At 64.5% G+C, this 763-nt stretch carries 1 protein-coding gene; it reads right to left on the reverse strand.

The annotated features are described in order from the left end of the window. Positions 1–763, reverse strand: a 763-nt coding sequence (locus tag EO99_RS0125425) for an ABC transporter ATP-binding protein (RefSeq protein ID WP_029621336.1), incomplete at both ends; no start/stop codon positions are given.

Genomic DNA, 763 nt, shown 5'->3' on the forward strand with positions numbered 1-763 from the left:
TTGCTGCATGCCGCACCTCCTCGTCGCTGGCATCCAGACGGCCGTAGAGGATGTTGTCGCGGATCGTGCCGGCGAACAGGAAGACGTCCTGCTGCACGATGCCGATGCTCGCGCGCAGCGATTTCAGCGTCACGTCGCGCACATCCTCACCGTCGATGGTGATGGTGCCTGCGGTGACGTCGTAGAACCGCGGCAGGAGCGAACAGATGGTGGTCTTGCCGGCACCCGAGGGACCGACGAAGGCGATCGTCTCGCCGGCCTTCACCTCGAAGTCGATCCCATCCAGCACCTTTCGTCCGTTCAGATAGCCGAAGCCGACGCCGCTGTAGCGGATGTCGCCGCGCGGTCGCGGCAGGTCGATTGCACCGGCACGGTCGGCAATGTCCGGCCGGGTCGCCAGGAACTGCGAGTACCGCTGGAAGCCGGCGATCCCCTTCGGATAGGTCTCGATCACCGCGTTGATCTTCTCGATCGGCCGGAAGAAGACGTTGACCAGCAGCAGGAAGCCGACGAAGCCGCCGGCCGACAGTTCACCGGTGGTCACGAACCAGGCGCCGGCCAGCATCACCACCACCTGCACGAAGCGCATCGACAGGTAGTTGAGCGAGGTCGCCGCAGCCATCACCTTGTAGGCCTGCAGCTTCGTCGTCCGGTAGGCGATGTTGTCCTCGGCAAACAGCCGCCGCTCATGGTCCTCGTTGGCAAACGCCTGCACGACACGGATGCCGCCGACATTGGCCTCGATCCGGGTGTTGAAATCGGC

Source organism: Pseudorhizobium marinum (genome assembly GCF_000705355.1).
Classification (GTDB): domain Bacteria; phylum Pseudomonadota; class Alphaproteobacteria; order Rhizobiales; family Rhizobiaceae; genus Neorhizobium; species Neorhizobium pelagicum.